This window comes from Klebsiella sp. V115_8, assembly GCF_029967715.1.
In the GTDB taxonomy this organism is placed as follows: Bacteria; Pseudomonadota; Gammaproteobacteria; order Enterobacterales; family Enterobacteriaceae; genus Klebsiella; species Klebsiella quasipneumoniae.
This window is the reverse complement of the sequence record NZ_JASCAR010000039.1, coordinates 83,589-99,425: the sequence shown is the minus strand read 5'-3', so window position 1 is coordinate 99,425 and position 15,837 is coordinate 83,589. Positions and strand designations below refer to the sequence as shown.

Below are 15,837 nucleotides of genomic sequence, written 5' to 3'. Positions count from 1 at the left end.
TCAAATAAAGCAGAAAGCTCAGTCGAAAGACTGAGCTTTTTGTTTTTGCGTTTAAAAAGAACCCCGTCCCGAAAGGTACGGGGTTCTTTGCTGTGTGGTGTATGCCTCCCCCGCTGGCGCTGCGCTTACCGGGGCTACGGATCTGACATGGGGCTACGCCCCTGTGGCGCGGACAAGATATGCAGCACCGACTCAGGGAAAAATATCGCCTGAAGTCCTGCTACTGCTTCGCTAACCAGCCGACAATAAATGTCGCAATCTGCGGAATATTATTTAAATCCAACAGCGGAAGTGAGGTCGCGATCGATACATCGCTGGCCACGGCGATCGTATGATCATCCATCGTTAACTCTTCCACACGATGGCCGCTGTTTTGCCGAAAAAGCAGGATCTTAGGCACTGCTTCATGCTTGAAACCCTCGACCAAAACAAGGTCCAGTCTGCTGGCATCCATTCGACTGACCAGCCATGTGAGATCTAATTCCGGCTTCTCGGGTGTTTCGGTCATCAGCGCCCACCGCTGTTCGCTGGCGACAATGGTTTGCGCAGCGCCCGCCTTGCGCAATTCATAGCTATCTTTGCCCGGCTTATCCACGTCCATATCATGATGGGTATGCTTGATCAGACCAGGGCGTAATCCTTGAGCGCACAGCTCAGGAATGAGACGCTTTAATAATGTCGTTTTCCCTGTACCGCTCCAGGCGGCAATCGCTAATAGCGGGATCATGATGGCTCCTGCATACGTTGCAAATCCTCGAGCGTATTCACATTCATAAAAGCCGATTTTACCTCGCTGAAGCTAACCGGATGGCCGCCCATCTGGCGCATGAACACCATTACCCGGCGTTCGCCGCTGGCAAGATAGGCCTCCAGATGCGGAATAATTTGCCGATGCGCCAGCGCAACGGCGGGATGATCCCGTTCGCCGTCATGGGCCCAAACCACCGGCGCAGCGCTTTTTTGCTGGATAAAGCGCTCAACTAAAAATGACGGAATGAAGGGCGTGTCGCAGGGGCAAAAAACAAACCATGGACTCGCGACCTGCTGCATCACAGCAAGCATACCGGCTAAAGGACCCGGGTACCCCGCCTGCGTATCACGAAACACCGGATATCCACTGGCTTGCCACTGCGTAAGGTGACGGTTGGCGCTAATCACTAACTCATCTACCTGCGGAGCTAATGCCTCCGCGACGTGTCGCCAGAGAGGACGTCCATTGAGCAACTGTAATCCTTTATCAATGCCGCCCATTCGCGTGGCCCTGCCGCCCGCCAGCACGACGCCGGTTATCGCCTCGCTTTGCATATGAATATCGCCTCTTTCATTGTGGGATTGACCCTGTTAACTTGTCCCTATCAAGAGTAAGGAGCATGACCATGAAATGTAAACGTCTGAATGAAGTAATTGAACTCCTCCAGCCCGCCTGGCAGAAAGAGCCTGAACTGAACCTGATGCAATTTTTGCAGAAGCTGGCGAAAGAGGCCGGCTATGATGGCGAACTGAGCGATCTTTCCGACGATATTCTGATCTATCACCTGAAGATGCGTGACTCTTCAAAAGATGCTGTCATCCCGGGTATTCAGAAGGATTATGAAGAGGACTTTAAAACCGCGCTGTTGCGCGCCCGCGGCGTAATAAAAGAGTAAAAGGTTGTAAGCGCTGCCGCGTAAAGCGCAATGAGATGATATCCTGAACTATTCGTACGATTATCGGATGTCAGGATGCACGATAAAGCTTTTACTTTTCAGACGCTTCGCCCGGATACCATTATCGATGGATTATTCGATCTGGGTATGCGGGTGGACTCCGGTCTTACCCCGCTGAACAGCTATGAGAACCGCGTTTATCAGTTCCAGGACGAAGAGCGTCATCGCTATGTGGTGAAGTTCTATCGTCCTGAGCGCTGGTCGGCAGCGCAGATCCTTGAAGAACACCAGTTTGCGCTTCAGCTTGTAGAAGATGAAGTGCCCGTTGCTGCGCCGCTGTTATTTAACGACAGTACGCTTCATCAGCATCAGGGATTTTATTTTGCCGTTTTCCCAAGCCTTGGCGGCCGACAGTTCGAGGCGGATAACCTTGAGCAGATGGAGTGGGTTGGCCGTTATCTTGGGCGCCTGCACCAGACCGGGCGCAAACAGCGCTTTTCTGCGCGTCCGGAGATTGGCGTGCAGGAGTATCTGCTGGAACCGCGCCAGGTATTTGAACAGTCGACGCTTATCCCGTCAGGCCTGAAGGCCGATTTCCTGAAGGCGACCGATAAACTCATCGCTGCCGTCATGACCCAATGGCACGGCGGCGGGACTACTTTGCGCCTGCATGGTGACTGCCATGCAGGCAATATCCTCTGGCGCGATGGGCCGCTGTTTGTTGACTTAGACGATGCGCGAACCGGCCCGGCGATTCAGGATCTGTGGATGCTGCTCAACGGCGATAAGGCTGAACAGCGTATGCAGCTGGAGACCATCGTCGAGGCCTATGAGGAATTCAGCCCCTTTAACAGCGATGAAATCGCGCTTATTGAACCTTTACGCGCCATGCGACTGGTTTATTATCTGGCGTGGTTGCTCAGACGCTGGGACGATCCGGCTTTCCCGGTTAATTTCCCCTGGTTAACCGGGGAGGATTACTGGCGAGGGCAGACGTCTACTTTTCTCGAGCAGGTGAAGGTTCTACAGGAACCCCCGCTTCAGTTAACGCCAATGTATTAATGTGATATATCCAGGAGAGAGTAAATCATGAAAAAAGTTTGGCTGGCGCTGGCTGGTATGATTCTGGCTTTTAGTGCATCCGCTGCCCAGATCACCGACGGCAAGCAGTACATCACCCTTGATAAGCCGGTTGCTGGCGAGCCACAGGTGCTTGAGTTCTTTTCATTCTACTGCCCGCACTGCTATCAGTTTGAAGAAGTGCTGCATGTCTCTGACAGCGTGCGCCAGAAACTGCCAGAAGGCACCAAAATGACCAAATACCACGTCGAGTTCCTTGGGCCGCTGGGCAAGGAGCTGACGCAGGCATGGGCTGTTGCCATCGCGCTGGGCGTTGAAGATAAAATTACGGCGCCGATGTTCGAAGCGGTGCAGAAAAACCAGACCGTGCAGAGCCTGGCTGACATTCGTAAAGTGTTCGTCGACGCTGGCGTGAAAGGGGAAGACTACGATGCCGCATGGAACAGCTTCGTGGTGAAATCTCTGGTCGCTCAGCAGGAGAAAGCGGCAGCCGATCTGCAGCTGCAGGGGGTACCGGCTATGTACGTCAATGGTAAGTACCAGCTGAACCCGCAGGGGATGGACACCAGCAATATGGATGTCTTCGTCGCTCAGTATGCGGATACCGTGAAGCAGCTGGTTGAGAAGAAATAAAAAAAACGCCGGTCACTGACCGGCGTTACTCTATCTGCTTTACCGTGGCGTCCTTTCTTTGTCCCGCATGATGTCAGTTAACTGACGGTCTTTCTCTTCCCACAGCCCATTCAGCCAGCGCTGGAAGCCACGCTTAAAGTTCTTATCGTTGACGTAATCGCCGTGTAGCTCCTCGCCAATCGGTACCAGATTGATACGAACCACAATGCGCGTCAGTCGGCCGCTTAACATGTCGTAAAACGGCCTTGCATTATTTTCCGGGTAGCACAGCGTAACGTTCAGCAGTTTATCGAACTGCGAACCGAGAACATTGAGCGCCATGGCAATACCTGCCGCTTTCGGTGGTAAAAGATTGTGGTAAGGGGAGCGCGTCTCGCGCTTTTTTGCGTCGGTAAAACGCGAGCCTTCCACGAAATTGACGATAGTCGTCGGATGTGAGCGGAATTTCTCACATGAACGGCGGGTGGTTTCGACATCTTTACCACGGCGTTCCGGGTGACGAATAAGATAGCTACGCGAATAGCGGCGCATAAAAGGCATATCCAGCGCCCAGCAGGCGAGACCGATGAACGGTACCCACGCCAGCTGCTGTTTAAGGAAGTACTTATTCATCGGAATATGCTTGCGGAACAGTACGCACAGCACCACGATATCTGCCCAGCTGTGGTGGTTGCTGATCAGCAGATACCAGTTCTTTTTGTTCAGGCCTTCCAGACCCTGGACGTCCCATTTTAGCCAGGGATTGAGATGCAACAGCAGCGCCAGCCCTTCGCACCAGCAGTACATCATAAAATTGCAAAAAACGGATATAGAGCGCCATACCGCTGGAATGGGGACCAGCAGTTTAATCAGCCCGGCGACGATGATCGGTACAGAGCAGATAACGGTGACTAAGATGGTTAAGGCGATACTCAGCGGAAGTGTTATCGCAGCGAGTAATCTCGACATAGTTAGTTTATTCAGAAAGTTAGGCTGACAAAGAGCGCCTTTAAGCTGCGCAAGGGGCTGATTTTACCAGAAAACGCGGCAAATGACGGGTCTTACCAGAACAGAAAAAAACAAGGATCTTCTATCCACATGGAAGATTAGGTCATCAAATTAATGCCAGGATCGTTGATCTGTTTTTAAGTGATTGATAAATAGTAATTAATACTATTTATTCATTTATTTCCCGGGGCGGATAAGCTGACGTTGTAAAACTATGCACAAAGTTATCCACAAGCTAAGTTGTCGCGCGATCGCGACGATCGTTGAATCTTTTCCGCGAAATGCGGGAAAAATTCAGGATTTCATGCCCGTCTGTGGCATCCTTTATCCATAATCTGATAAACAGGCACGGAAATTATGGTTCAGATCCCAGAAAACCCTCTCATCCTCGTTGACGGCTCCTCCTATCTTTATCGGGCGTATCATGCGTTTCCGCCGCTGACTAACAGCGCAGGGGAGCCCTCCGGGGCTATGTACGGCGTACTGAATATGCTGCGCAGTTTGATTCTGCAGTATCAACCGACTCATGCCGTCGTGGTCTTTGATGCGAAAGGGAAAACCTTCCGTGATGAATTGTTCGAACATTACAAATCTCATCGCCCGCCGATGCCGGACGATCTGCGCGCGCAGATTGAGCCGTTGCATAAGATGGTGAAAGCGATGGGGCTGCCGCTGATGGCGGTCCCGGGCGTCGAAGCTGACGATGTGATTGGCACCCTGGCGCGGGAAGCGGAAAGGGCCGGACGTCCGGTGCTGATCAGTACCGGCGATAAAGACATGGCCCAGCTGGTGACGCCGGGGATCACCCTGATCAATACCATGACCAACACTATCCTCGGGCCGGATGAGGTGGTTACCAAATACGGCGTCCCGCCGGAGCTGATTATTGATTTCCTGGCGCTGATGGGCGACTCCTCGGATAACATTCCTGGCGTGCCGGGCGTGGGCGAAAAGACCGCCCAGGCGCTGCTGCAAGGCCTTGGCGGCCTCGATACGCTGTATGCGGAACCGGAGAAAATCGCTGAACTGAGCTTCCGCGGCGCGAAAACGATGGCGGCGAAGCTGGAGCAGAACAAGGAGGTGGCTTATCTCTCTTATCAGCTGGCGACCATCAAAACCGACGTCGAGCTGGAGCTCACTTGTGAAGAGCTTGAGGTGCAGCCGCCGGCGGCAGACGATCTGCTGGCGCTGTTCAGACAGTATGAGTTTAAGCGCTGGACCACCGACGTTGAAGCCGGGAAATGGCTGCAGGCGAAGGGGGGCAAACCGGCTGCGAAACCTGCAGTGCCTGCAGCAGCGGCAGAAGCCGAAGAAGAGGTTGAAGCCGCTACTGCACTTTCAGCAGAGCACTATGTCACTATCCTTGATGAGGCTACGCTGCTCACCTGGATCGATAAGCTGAAGCAGGCGCCGCTCTTTGCCTTTGATACGGAAACCGACAGCCTGGATAACATCTCCGCCAACATGGTCGGCCTTTCATTCGCTGTTGAGCCGGGCGTGGCCGCCTATGTCCCGGTAGCGCATGATTACCTTGATGCGCCGGACCAGATCCCGCGCGAGCGCGTGCTGGCGCTGCTTAAACCGCTGCTGGAGGATGAGAAGCTGCTCAAGGTTGGGCAAAATCTCAAATACGATCGCGGCATTTTGGCTAATTACGACATTGAGCTGCGCGGGATTGCGTTCGATACCATGCTGGAATCTTACATTCTCGACAGCGTGGCGGGCCGCCACGATATGGACAGTCTTTCCGACCGCTGGCTGAAGCATAAAACGATTACCTTCGAAGAGATCGCTGGCAAGGGTAAGAATCAGCTCACCTTTAACCAGATTGCGCTGGAAGAGGCTGGTCGCTACGCGGCGGAAGACGCCGACGTCACGCTTCAGTTGCATCTGAAAATGTGGCCGAAGCTGCAGCAGCATGAAGGTCCGCTGAATATCTTCCAGCACATTGAAATGCCGCTGGTGCCGGTGCTGTCTCGCGTTGAGCGCAATGGCGTTAAAATCGACCCCGCCGTGCTGCATGCGCACTCGCAGGAAATTGCCCAGCGCCTGGTTGAGCTGGAGCAGCGGGCGCATGAGATCGCCGGGGAAGCGTTTAATCTCTCCTCCACCAAACAGCTGCAAACGATCCTGTTTGAAAAACAGGGTATCAAACCGCTGAAGAAGACGCCGGGCGGCGCGCCGTCAACCTCTGAAGAGGTACTGGAAGAGCTGGCGCTCGATTACCCGTTGCCGAAAGTGATTCTGGAGTACCGTGGGCTGGCGAAGCTGAAGTCGACCTATACCGATAAGCTGCCGCTGATGATTAACCCCAAAACGGGCCGCGTGCATACCTCCTATCATCAGGCGGTTACCGCCACTGGCCGTTTGTCGTCTACCGATCCAAACCTGCAAAACATTCCGGTGCGTAACGAAGAAGGGCGCCGTATTCGCCAGGCGTTTATCGCGCCGGAAGATTACGTCATTGTCTCGGCGGACTACTCGCAAATCGAGCTGCGCATTATGGCGCACCTGTCGCGGGATAAAGGCCTGCTGACCGCCTTCGCGGAAGGGAAGGATATTCACCGGGCGACGGCGGCTGAAGTGTTTGGCTTACCGCTGGACAGCGTCAGCAGCGAACAGCGGCGCAGTGCGAAAGCTATCAACTTCGGTCTGATCTATGGCATGAGCGCCTTTGGCCTGGCCCGCCAGCTGAACATCCCGCGTAAAGAAGCGCAGAAGTACATGGATCTTTATTTCGAGCGTTATCCGGGCGTGCTGGAGTATATGGAGCGCACCCGCGCACAGGCGAAGGAGCAAGGTTATGTTGAAACGCTGGATGGCCGTCGACTCTATTTACCGGATATCAAGTCCAGCAATGGCGCTCGTCGCGCAGGTGCGGAACGTGCGGCGATTAACGCCCCGATGCAGGGGACGGCTGCGGATATCATCAAGCGGGCGATGATTGCCGTTGATGAATGGCTGCGCAGCGAGAAGCCTCGCGTGCGGATGATCATGCAGGTTCACGATGAACTGGTCTTTGAAGTGCATAAAGATGAGCTCGATGCCGTATCGAAAAAGATCCACGAACTGATGGAGAACAGCACTACGCTGGCGGTACCGTTGCTGGTGGAAGTGGGCAGCGGAGAAAACTGGGATCAAGCGCACTAAGTATACAAAGCGCAACGCGATTTTCTGTAAGTAAGCAACATAACTTATAGAGTTTTGTGAGGATCATTTGAATTTGCTATGTAAATAGTGAAAAAAAACTACAAAAAATGCTTTATCCGTGAGCGAAAGAAGAGTAGAGTTATTCGCGTAGGGTACAGAGGTAAGATGTTCTATCTTTCAGACCTTTTACTTCACGTAATCGGATTTGGCTGAATATTTTAGCCGCCCCGGTCATTTATGACCGGGGCGTTTTTTATTGCGCGAAAGAAAAGTGGCAAAGGGACAGGACACGCTTGTGCTTGATTCTGGAGAGGAACCCGGATAAGGCGCGGTACGCTCTTATCCGGCTGTTCGTGACGATTACTCGTCTGCGGCGCGCTCTTCTTCCTGCGGCGGGATTTCGTTAAACCAGCTATCCAGCTTCTGTCGCAGCTTATCCACGCCAGATTTTTTCAGCGAGGAGAAGGGTTCAACCTGGACATCGCCATTGAAGGCCAGTACCGCTTCACGCACCATATTCACTTGCGCTTTACGCGCGCCGCTGGCGAGCTTATCGGCTTTGGTCAGCAGCACCAGCACCTGAATATCGCTTTCTACCGCCCATTGGATCATCTGCTGATCGAGATCTTTAAGCGGGTGGCGAATGTCCATCAGAACCACCAGGCCCTTCAGGCACAGACGTTTTTCCAGGTATTCTCCCAGCGCGCGCTGCCACTTGATCTTCATCTCTTCCGGGACTTGCGCATAACCATAGCCGGGCAGGTCGACCAGGCGTTTGCCTTCGGCGACTTCGAACAGGTTAATCAGCTGTGTACGTCCGGGCGTTTTGGAGGTCCGCGCCAGGCTTTTCTGGTTGGTCAGCGTATTCAGTGCGCTGGATTTTCCCGCATTGGAGCGGCCGGCGAATGCCACTTCAATACCAGTATCGGCAGGAAGATGGCGGATATCTGGCGCGCTGGTGACAAAGTGCGTCAGTTGATAATTCCAGTTGGTCAAGACGGTCGTCTCCGTTAAAACAGGCTATGGCAGGGATTATACCTGAACAGCAGAAAAAGGCTGTTTTTACCGCACGCCGGTTCTGTAAGTAAAAACCCTGCACTTTGTGAGACATTGGCTATTCTTCGTATAGGACATGCCTGAGAAAAATAAGGCCAACAAATCATAACCATATGAAAGTAAATAAATTATAAAAATAGAGAAATCTGAAAGTAGATTTTTAACGGCCAGACTGGTTGTCGATTTTTGTCAACACGGTAAAGTAATACACAACGGCGAGGATGCTGAAAAGGATGAGGACTCAGGACGAGGGGTCAGGAAGCGCCAGGAGGCGAAGACCACAGGATTGTCAGGATGACACGCGTTTTGGAAACGTTTCAAAGGGAAAAGGAAGAAACAGGGACCGTTGGACGCTAAGGGAAAGACAGGGTAAGTCGTTAGCGAACAGGGAAAGAAGAGCCCGTTAAGGGTGGTCAGTGAGGAAAAAGGCGACAGAGTAATCTGTCGCCTTTTTTCTTTGCTTGCTTTCTGCTAGATTCCGCCTCAATTCTATACTGAATAATACTGTCTGAAGATTACACACCATGAAAAAACCGACATCCGCCACCCGTGGCAAATCCGGCCGCAAGTCGCGTGAAGAGTTAAATCAGGAAGCTCGCGATCGCAAACGGCAGAAGAAACATCGTGGCCACGCGGCAGGAAGTCGCGCGAACGGCGGCGATGCGGCTTCAGCGGGTAAAAAACAGCGCCAGGCGCAAGATCCGCGCGTGGGCAGCAAAAAACCAATCCCGCTGGGCGTGAGCGAAAGCAGCGCTCCAGCTCCCAAGCAGCATAAACCAAAGAGCGAGAAACCTATGCTTTCACCGCAGGCTGAGCTGGAGTTGCTGGAGAATGATGAGCGCCTGGACGCGCTGCTGGAACGTCTGGAAGAGGGCGGTACCCTGAATGCAGAAGAGCAGAGCTGGGTGGATGCCAAACTGGATCGTATTGATGAGCTGATGCAGCAGCTCGGCCTCTCTTACGATGACGAAGATGAAGAAGAGGAAGAGCGTCAGGAAGATATGATGCGTCTGCTGAAGGGTGGAAACTAACATTTGCATCCCATCGGATCCCCGGTACTGCTTATAACCCTTCTGGTTATATGTTATCTGCTGTGGTTATTCGTTAAACTACGACGGTTGTCGCGGCGTCAGAAATGGCTGCGCAACCGGCTCATGACCCGCGGTGCGGTGGGGCCGGGACGGCGTACCCGTCGGCGGCACCATCGGAAGGAGTGAGCATGTCTGAGCAGATAATCGACTGGGATCTGGCCCTGATCCAGAAATATAACTATTCCGGGCCGCGCTATACCTCGTATCCCACCGCGCTGGAGTTTTCACCACAATTCGGCGCGGCGGAATTCGATGCCGCTGTGGCCCGTTACCCACAGCGCCCCCTGTCGCTGTATGTGCATATCCCGTTTTGCCATAAGCTGTGTTATTTCTGCGGCTGCAATAAGATCGTCACCCGCCAGCAGCATAAGGCCGATCAGTATCTCGATCTCCTTGAACAGGAGATCATCCACCGCGCGCCGCTGTTTGCCAACCGTCAGGTTAAGCAACTGCACTGGGGAGGCGGCACGCCGACCTATCTCAATAAGGCGCAAATCAGTCGCCTGATGGATCTGTTGCGTACCCATTTTCATTTCAGCGCCGAAGCCGAGATCTCTATCGAGGTCGATCCGCGTGAAATCGAGCTGGATGTCCTCGATCATTTACGCGCTGAGGGTTTCAACCGCCTGAGTATGGGCGTGCAGGACTTCAATAAAGAGGTTCAGCGTCTGGTTAACCGCGAGCAGGACGAAGCGTTCATCTTTGACTTGCTTCGCCATGCGCGGGAGATTGGATTTACTTCGACCAATATCGACCTCATCTACGGCCTGCCGAAGCAAACGCCGGAGAGCTTTGCCTTCACCCTGCAAAAGGTCGCCGAGCTCAACCCTGACCGCCTGAGCGTGTTTAACTACGCGCATCTGCCCACGCTCTTTGCCGCACAGCGCAAAATTAAAGATGCCGATCTGCCCTCTGCTGAACAGAAGCTGGAGATCCTCCAGGAGACCATCGGCTCGCTGACGGCGGCGGGCTATCAGTTTATCGGCATGGACCACTTCGCGCGTCCTGATGATGAATTAGCGGTCGCGCAACGTCACGGCGTACTGCATCGCAATTTCCAGGGCTACACCACTCAGGGCGATACCGATTTGCTGGGGATGGGCGTGTCTGCGATCAGCATGATTGGCGACAGCTACGCTCAGAACCAAAAAGAGCTGAAGCAGTACTACCAGCAGGTGGCAGAGCAAGGGAACGCCCTGTGGCGCGGGATCGCGTTAACCCGTGACGACTGTTTGCGTCGCGACGTGATTAAGGCGTTGATCTGTAACTTCCGTCTGGATATTGATGCCGTCGAAGCGCAGTGGGCCGTGGATTTTCAGACTTATTTTGCCGAGGACCTGAAACTGCTGGCGCCGCTGGCGCATGACGGGCTGGTGGTGGTGGAGAGTAAGGCTATCCAGGTAACGGCGAAAGGCCGCCTGCTGATCCGCAACATCTGCATGTGCTTTGATGCCTATCTCCGGCAAAAGGCTCGGATGCAGCAGTTCTCACGGGTGATTTAATGTTTTCCCCCTCTCCCGCAGGAGAGGGGGAACAATTAGCTGAACAGCCCGACCAGCGCAGCGCACAGCACGGCAGCGACTGCCGTTTGCGGCGTGTGACTCGCAGCGGCGCCGCTCGATATCATACTCACCAGTGATTCAAACATGATGCTCTCCCCTAATGCCGGGCACGATCATACTCAACTCATCGGAACAGTAAAGTACAAAATAGCAGCACTTTGCGCTGATCGGCTATTTTTCATCACGCCGTCAAACCCTACTCCATACCCAACTCTTTTAGCTTACGCGTCAGGGTATTACGACCCCATCCCAGCAGGCGCGCAGCCTCCTGTTTATGTCCTTGAGTATGACGCAGGGCGGTTGTCAGCAGCGTGCGTTCCATTTCGGGTTGCGCTTCTGAGAGCAGGTTTTGATGACCGGAGCGCAGCGCCCGATCGGCCCACTGACCCAGCAGCGTCGCCCAGCTGTCTGGCTGCATCTGCGTCGGGCTATCAGGAATGGTGGTCTCAAACAGTTCGCTCGGCAGATCCTGCGTCAGCACCTCCTGGCCGGCGGCCATGACGGTGAGCCAGCGACAGGTGTTTTCCAGCTGGCGAACGTTGCCCGGCCACGCCAGGCGGGTCAGCGCTGTCTCCGTTTCCGGATGCAGCTGTTTGGCTTCAACACCTAGCTCGCGGGCGGCAATCTGCAGAAAATGGCGGGCCAGACGAGGAATATCTTCCCGACGCTCGCGCAGCGGCGGCAAATGCACCCGGATCACGTTCAGGCGGTGGAATAAATCTTCACGGAATTTCCCCTCCTGCACCCGCTGCTCCAGATTCTGGTGGGTGGCGGCGATGATCCGCACATCGACCTTCACCGGCGCGTAACCGCCCACGCGATAAAACTGGCCATCCGCCAGAACGCGCAGCAGGCGAGTCTGGACATCCAGCGGCATATCGCCAATTTCATCCAGGAACAGCGTACCGCCGTCAGCCTGTTCAAAGCGACCCTGACGGACGGTATTGGCGCCGGTAAAGGCCCCTTTTTCATGCCCAAACAGTTCCGATTCGATCAGGTCCTTGGGGATCGCCGCCATATTCAGTGCGATAAATGGCGCTTTTGAGCGCGGGCTATGACGATGCAGGGCATGAGCGACAAGCTCTTTACCGGTACCGGATTCGCCATTGATCAGCACGCTGATGGATGAGCGCGACAGACGGCCAATAATGCGAAAGACATCCTGCATGGCCGGCGCCTCGCCAATGATATCGGCGGTGGGGCTGCTTATCGGCGCATTTCGCGGCTGCTGCTGCTCCTGATAGTGGCTAATCGCCCGGTCGACGAGGGCGACGGCTTCATCGATATCAAAAGGTTTGGGCAGATAATCAAACGCGCCTTGTTGATAAGCGCTGACCGCAGCGTCCAGATCGGAATGCGCGGTCATTATGATGACCGGAAGCATTGGATGACGCTGCTTAATCTGTTTGAGCAGCGCCAGGCCATCCATTCCCGGCATACGGATATCTGACAGCAGTACATCCGGGGTTTTGGTGGTGAGGGCATCTAGCACCTCATTGCCGCTTTCGAACGTTGTGCAGCTCAAGCCGGCTCCGGTGAGCGCGCGTTCAAGCACCCAGCGGATGGAGCTATCGTCATCAACGATCCAGGCTATCCCTCGTTGCATAAACACCTCTACTTCCGAATAGGCAGGTATACCGAAAATTCGGTATGACCCGGCCAGCTGGTGAATTCAATTTTGCCGGAGTGCTGATCGATAAGGCTGCGGGCGATAGATAAGCCCAGGCCGGTACCGCCTTCGCGGCCGCTGACCATCGGATAAAACAACGTATCCTGGAGCTGGGGCGGAATACCCGGGCCATTATCTTCGACGTCAATACGGGCGGCGAGGCGATAACGCACCCCGTGCAGCGTCAGCTGGAAAGCGGTCCGGGTACGGAGAACAATTTCGCCCCCTTCCGGCCCCAGCGCCTGCAGCGCATTACGGACGATGTTCAGCAACACCTGTTCAATTTGATCCGGGTCGTGGGGGAGTTCCGGTAGGCTGGGGTCGTAATCACGGATCAACTTCACGTTGTCCGGCAACTCCATCGAGACCAGTTTCACTACCCGTTCGGCGACCTTGTGGATGCTTTCGGTAACGTGCATGCCCGGATGCTGTGGCCCGAGCAGGCGATCGACCAGATTTCTCAGCCGGTCGGCCTGCTCGATGATCACTTTGGTATATTCCGTTAGCGCCGGGTCGGGCAGGGCTTTGCTGAGCAGCTGTGCCGCGCCGCGCAGGCCGCCTAACGGGTTTTTAATCTCGTGCGCCAGGCCGCGGACCAGATCGCGGGCGGCGACCTGCTGCGCGTGCTGCAGCTGCTCCTGGCTCAGGCGGCGCTGGTTATCCATCGGCGCCATTTCCAGCAGAATAAAGCCTTCCGGCAGCCGCTGGGCGGTCAGCGACAGGATATGCGAGCGGCCATCGATAACCAGCGTCACTTCGTTATCGGTAAAACCCTGGCCCGCCTGCAGACTCTCCTGCATCAGCCCGATATTCAATGAGAAATAGCTCAACAGCTCAGGTAACGGGGTGCCAAACAGTTTGCGCGAACTCTGCGCCAGCAGCTGCTGGGCCGCAGGATTGGCAAAGTGCACCGCCAGGTCGTCATCGACCAGTAAGATACTGTTGATAAGAGAGTTAAGGATCTGCCCAGCATCGGGCAGTGTGCCTGTTGCCATTCGACAGTCTCCTGAAAAAGAGTGCACCAATTTAGTGCAGTATAGCTTTTTATCGGTAAAAAGCTCGCGAGATCAGCGTGTTGGTGGAGAAAAAAGCCCATCCTGAGATGGGCTGAAAGTTTCCACGGCAACAAAATATCCCGGGCATCCCGCGCCACAACACGACATACCCTGGATTTACAGCAAAATTAGACGCTGTAGTACAGTTCGAACTCAACCGGATGCGGAGTCATGCGTACGCGGTCGTTCTCTTCCAGACGCAGGGCGATGTAAGCATCGATAGCGTCATTAGTGAATACGCCGCCAGCTGTCAGGAACTCGCGGTCAGCATCCAGGGCCTGCAGGGCTTCTTCCAGAGAACCGGCAACCTGCGGGATCTCTTTCGCTTCTTCCGGCGGCAGGTCGTACAGGTTTTTGTCCATTGCTTCGCCCGGATGGATTTTGTTCTTGATACCATCGAGGCCAGCCATCAGCAGCGCCGCAAAGCACAGGTACGGGTTGGCAGCCGGGTCCGGGAAGCGCACTTCGATACGACGCGCTTTCGGAGAGGTCACCACCGGAATACGGATGGAGGCAGAGCGGTTACGGGCAGAGTAAGCCAGCATAACCGGCGCTTCGTAACCCGGGACCAGACGCTTGTAGGAGTTGGTGGTCGGGTTCGCCAGGGCGTTGATGGCTTTAGCGTGTTTGATTACGCCGCCGATGTAGAACAGCGCCTGCTCAGACAGACCTGCGTATTTGTCGCCGGAGAACAGGTTGGTGCCGTTCTTCGCCAGAGACATATGGCAGTGCATGCCGGAGCCGTTGTCGCCGAACATCGGTTTCGGCATAAAGGTCGCGGTTTTACCAAAGCGGTGAGCGACGTTGTGAACAACGTATTTGTAAATCTGAATTTCGTCCGCTTTTTTGGTCATGGTGTTGAAGCGGGTTGCCACTTCGTTCTGACCTGCGGTAGCCACTTCGTGGTGGTGAGCTTCAACAACCAGGCCCATCTCTTCCATGATCATACACATGGTGGAACGGATATCCTGAGAAGAGTCTACTGGCGGAACCGGGAAGTAACCCCCTTTCACGCCCGGACGGTGACCTTTGTTACCGCCTTCGTATTTGGTGGAGGAGTTCCACGCACCTTCGATGTCATCGATCGCGACATGGGAGCCGGAGATAGAGGCGCCGAAACGGATGTCGTCGAACAGGAAGAATTCTGGTTCTGGCCCAAACAGGACGGTGTCAGCGATGCCGGTGGCGCGCAGGTACTCTTCAGCGCGTTTCGCGATGGAGCGCGGGTCACGGTCATAGCCCTGCAGGGTGCCTGGCTCGAGGATATCGCAGCGGATGATCAGGGTCGGTTCTTCGTAGAACGGGTCAATGACCGCGGTGGAAGCGTCCGGCATCAGGACCATGTCAGATTCGTTGATACCTTTCCAGCCACCAATCGAGGAGCCATCAAACATTTTGCCTTCTTCGAAGAATTCGGCATTTACCTGATGAGACGGAATCGTGACGTGCTGTTCTTTACCTTTGGTATCGGTGAAGCGCAGATCGACAAACTTCACTTCGTGCTCGTTCAGCATCGTCAAAACGTGTTCAGCGGACATACTTAAACTCTCCCGGATTGGTCATTGTCGTCGTGGTAACGAAAACTTCATACTGCTTAAAAGTGGCGTTGTTGCCTTAAAAAATATAAAGCGAAATCTGTGCCAACTTTTAAATGCCCTATAAAACGCTGTATCATGCGCACCATAGTGCAAAAGGACTGCACCATGATGGAGATAATGCACCAAAATAGTGCCTCAGTGTGAACATTGAGCACCATTTTGGTGCAATTTTTGTTACGGTGCCCTTTTATCGCTCCGTGAAAGCGGTCACAAAGAAACTCTGCAATACTTGTTTGCGGAGGATGTTTGTGATCCTGTTCAGTCCTTCGCTTAATACGTGTACAATAACGCGCTATTTCTAATGCCTGAG

Annotated in this window: 14 protein-coding genes; 6 read left to right on the top strand and 8 right to left on the bottom strand. The window is 54.3% G+C overall.

All coding sequences use genetic code 11. From position 1 onward, the window contains the following. Positions 1–220 precede the first annotated feature (220 nt). Entirely contained in the window at positions 221–727 is a 507-nt protein-coding gene (gene mobB / locus QLG03_RS18235) for a molybdopterin-guanine dinucleotide biosynthesis protein MobB (RefSeq protein WP_023291488.1), read from the bottom strand. After that, positions 724–1,305, bottom strand: coding sequence for a molybdenum cofactor guanylyltransferase MobA (gene mobA / locus QLG03_RS18230; RefSeq protein WP_023291489.1), 582 nt, complete (start codon positions 1,303–1,305; stop codon positions 724–726). The genes mobB and mobA overlap by 4 nt, the downstream gene beginning before the upstream one ends. Positions 1,306–1,376: 71 nt before the next feature. Between mobA and QLG03_RS18225 the strand changes: the two genes are divergently transcribed. The 3 genes from QLG03_RS18225 to dsbA all read left to right on the top strand — a co-directional run bounded on the left by QLG03_RS18225 (position 1,377) and on the right by dsbA (position 3,359). Next, positions 1,377–1,646 (top strand): YihD family protein, encoded by a 270-nt coding sequence (locus QLG03_RS18225; RefSeq protein WP_002882612.1) that lies wholly within the window; start codon positions 1,377–1,379, stop codon positions 1,644–1,646. A gap of 75 nt (positions 1,647–1,721) precedes the next feature. Beyond that, positions 1,722–2,708: a serine/threonine protein kinase gene (locus QLG03_RS18220; RefSeq protein ID WP_255989675.1), complete on the top strand. Its 987-nt coding sequence runs from the start codon at positions 1,722–1,724 to the stop codon at positions 2,706–2,708. Positions 2,709–2,735: 27 nt separating this feature from the next. Further along, positions 2,736–3,359, top strand: coding sequence for a thiol:disulfide interchange protein DsbA (dsbA, locus tag QLG03_RS18215; RefSeq protein ID WP_004203613.1), 624 nt, complete (start codon positions 2,736–2,738; stop codon positions 3,357–3,359). Positions 3,360–3,398: 39 nt separating this feature from the next. Here the strand turns inward: dsbA and QLG03_RS18210 are convergent, their stop codons facing one another. Further along, positions 3,399–4,307: an acyltransferase gene (locus QLG03_RS18210; RefSeq protein WP_023291491.1), complete on the bottom strand. Its 909-nt coding sequence runs from the start codon at positions 4,305–4,307 to the stop codon at positions 3,399–3,401. A gap of 396 nt (positions 4,308–4,703) precedes the next feature. Between QLG03_RS18210 and polA the strand changes: the two genes are divergently transcribed. Further along, positions 4,704–7,496, top strand: a complete 2,793-nt coding sequence (polA, locus tag QLG03_RS18205) for a DNA polymerase I (RefSeq protein ID WP_255989673.1) — start codon at positions 4,704–4,706, stop codon at positions 7,494–7,496. Between the two features lie 360 nt (positions 7,497–7,856). Here polA and yihA read toward each other — a convergent pair whose 3' ends face one another. Then, positions 7,857–8,492: a ribosome biogenesis GTP-binding protein YihA/YsxC gene (gene yihA / locus QLG03_RS18200; RefSeq protein WP_023291493.1), complete on the bottom strand. Its 636-nt coding sequence runs from the start codon at positions 8,490–8,492 to the stop codon at positions 7,857–7,859. A 584-nt stretch (positions 8,493–9,076) separates the two neighbouring features. Here yihA and yihI point away from each other — a divergent pair. Continuing rightward, positions 9,077–9,583 (top strand): Der GTPase-activating protein YihI, encoded by a 507-nt coding sequence (gene yihI / locus QLG03_RS18195; RefSeq protein WP_002882743.1) that lies wholly within the window; start codon positions 9,077–9,079, stop codon positions 9,581–9,583. Between the two features lie 188 nt (positions 9,584–9,771). Then, a complete protein-coding gene (hemN, locus tag QLG03_RS18190) occupies positions 9,772–11,145 on the top strand; it encodes an oxygen-independent coproporphyrinogen III oxidase (RefSeq protein WP_050534191.1) in 1,374 nt (457 codons plus the stop codon). A gap of 35 nt (positions 11,146–11,180) precedes the next feature. Here hemN and QLG03_RS18185 read toward each other — a convergent pair whose 3' ends face one another. From QLG03_RS18185 to glnA, 4 genes are all read right to left on the bottom strand, one after another. After that, positions 11,181–11,291 carry a YshB family small membrane protein gene (locus tag QLG03_RS18185; RefSeq protein WP_004152951.1) on the bottom strand — a complete coding sequence of 37 codons (111 nt, stop codon included), beginning with the start codon at positions 11,289–11,291 and terminating at the stop codon, positions 11,181–11,183. Positions 11,292–11,401: 110 nt separating this feature from the next. Next, positions 11,402–12,811, bottom strand: coding sequence for a nitrogen regulation protein NR(I) (glnG, locus tag QLG03_RS18180; protein WP_002882749.1), 1,410 nt, complete (start codon positions 12,809–12,811; stop codon positions 11,402–11,404). 8 nt (positions 12,812–12,819) lie between these two features. Further along, positions 12,820–13,869 carry a nitrogen regulation protein NR(II) gene (gene glnL, locus QLG03_RS18175; protein WP_004203621.1) on the bottom strand — a complete coding sequence of 350 codons (1,050 nt, stop codon included), beginning with the start codon at positions 13,867–13,869 and terminating at the stop codon, positions 12,820–12,822. A 188-nt stretch (positions 13,870–14,057) separates the two neighbouring features. Further along, positions 14,058–15,467 (bottom strand): glutamate--ammonia ligase, encoded by a 1,410-nt coding sequence (gene glnA, locus QLG03_RS18170; RefSeq protein ID WP_004203622.1) that lies wholly within the window; start codon positions 15,465–15,467, stop codon positions 14,058–14,060. Positions 15,468–15,837: the final 370 nt, after the last annotated feature.